Origin of the sequence: Hymenobacter sp., from assembly GCF_036388155.1 — a bacterium.
Classification (GTDB): domain Bacteria; phylum Bacteroidota; class Bacteroidia; order Cytophagales; family Hymenobacteraceae; genus Hymenobacter.
Genome location: NZ_DASVSI010000141.1, coordinates 1 through 2,082 on the forward strand (window position 1 = coordinate 1; position 2,082 = coordinate 2,082).

The following is a 2,082-nucleotide window of genomic DNA, read 5'->3' on the forward strand; positions in this document are numbered from 1 at the left end:
CTTCCGCACGGTGGAGCTGCGCCGGCGCGACGGCTTCTACGTGAACGGCCAAAAAATCATGTTCAAGGGCGTCAACCGGGGGGCGTTCTGGCCCACGTCGGGGCGCACCACCAGCCGCCAAATCAGCGTGCAGGACGCCAACCTGATAAAAGACATGAACATGAACGCCGTGCGCATGTCGCACTACCCGCCCGACGAGCATTTCCTGCAGGTGTGCGACTCGCTGGGACTGCTCGTGATTGACGAGCTGACCAGCTGGCAGTACCCGCCCTATGATACGCCGGTGGGCCGCAAGCTGGTGAAGGAAATGGTGGTGCGCGACGTGAACCACCCCAGCATCGTGCTGTGGGCCAACGGCAACGAAGGCGGCTTCAACTACGACCTCGTGCCCGATTACGCCACCTACGACCCGCAGAAGCGCCCCGTCATTCATCCTTGGATAAACTTCAACGGCATGAACACGTCGCACTACATCGGCTACAACTACGGCTTGAACACCTTCTTCAACGGGGCCGACGTGTTCTTCCCCACCGAGTTTCTGCACGGCCTGTACGACGGCGGCCACGGCGCCGGCCTCGACGACTTCTGGCGCCTGATGCGCAGCCGGCCCAACTCGGCGGGCGGCTTCCTGTGGGATTTCACCGACCAGGCCGTGGTGCGCACCGACCAGAAGGGCGCCCTCGACACCAAAGGCAACTCGGCCGCCGACGGCATTCTGGGCCCTTACCGCGAAAAAGAAGGCAGCTTCTTCACCATTAAGGAAGTATGGGCGCCCATTTTCTTTTCCCCGCGCTACCTCACGCCGCAGTTTGACGGCCGGCTGGCTCTCGAAAACCGCTTCGACTACACCAACTTAAAGCAGTGCACGTTCCGCTGGAAGCTCAAAAAGTTTGCCAGCCTGAAGCCGGCCGATGCCGCCGAGCTCACCGGGACGGCGCCTGCGCCCGACGTCGCGCCCCACGCCAGCGGCACGCTCGCGCTGTCCCTGCCCGCGGGTTGGCAGAACTCGGACGTGCTCTACCTCACGGCCCAGGACCCCTACGGCCGCGAAATCTACACCTGGTCCTGGCCCATCTCCCGGCCCGAGCAAGTAGCCAGCCGGCTCATGACCAAAGGCACGGGCGCCGTAACCGCCCGCGAGGACGCCGAGCAACTCACCCTGGCGGCCAGCGGCGTAGAAGTCACGCTGGACAAAAAAACGGGCCTGCTTCAACGCGTCCGAAACCCCAAGAAAACCATTTCCCTCACCAACGGCCCGCTGCTCCTCGACACCGACGCGGTGTTTCAAAGCCTGCGCCACACCGACACGCTGGGCACGCACGTGGTGGAGGCGCGCTACGCCGGCAAAGACCGTTTCAAGGTGCGCTGGACCATGTACCCCTCGGGCTGGCTGGAGCTGCGCTACCAGTACCAGCAGGGCGGCCCGCGCGAAATGCTGGGCATCACCTTCGCCTACCCCGAAACGCAAGTGAAGGGCCTGCAACTGCTGGCCGACGGCCCATACCGCGTCTGGAAAAACCGCCTCAAAGGCACCACCCTCGACTCCTGGACCAAAACCTACAACAACACCGTGACCGGCGAAACCTGGCTCTATCCGGAATTCAAAGGCTATTACGCCAACTTCTACGGCGCCCGCCTGCAGACCCGCGAGGCCGATTTTACGGTGCTATCGGGCAGCGAGAACATATACTTGCACCTCTTCAATCCGGCCGTGCCCAAGTACGCGGCCCGTACCAATTCCACCGCGCCGTTTCCAGCGGCGGGCGGCATCTCGTTTCTGCACGGCATCAGCGCCATTGGCACCAAAAGCCAAAAGGCTGAAACCTTGGGCCCGCAAAGCCAGCTCAACATCACCAACGCCAACGGCCACACCGACAACCAATACGGCGTGCTCTACTTCGACTTCCGCTAGTGCCAACCAGCGCCGCGCGATAACGGAACGCGGCCGTGCGGCTGCTGCACCTGCTCTGGTCGAAGAAAGTTGGATTAACAACGGTCATGCTGAGCGCAGCCGAAGCATCTCTACCGCGCAACTAATCAATGTTAGTGCAGCAGTAGAGATACTTCGGCTGCGCTCAGCAT

Annotated in this window: 1 protein-coding gene; it reads left to right on the forward strand. The window is 62.4% G+C overall.

The genetic code is table 11. The annotated features are described in order from the left end of the window. A partial coding sequence (locus VF629_RS19875; protein WP_331060254.1) for a glycoside hydrolase family 2 protein occupies positions 1-1,912 on the forward strand: 1,912 nt, incomplete at its 5' end. Positions 1,913-2,082 lie beyond the last annotated feature (170 nt).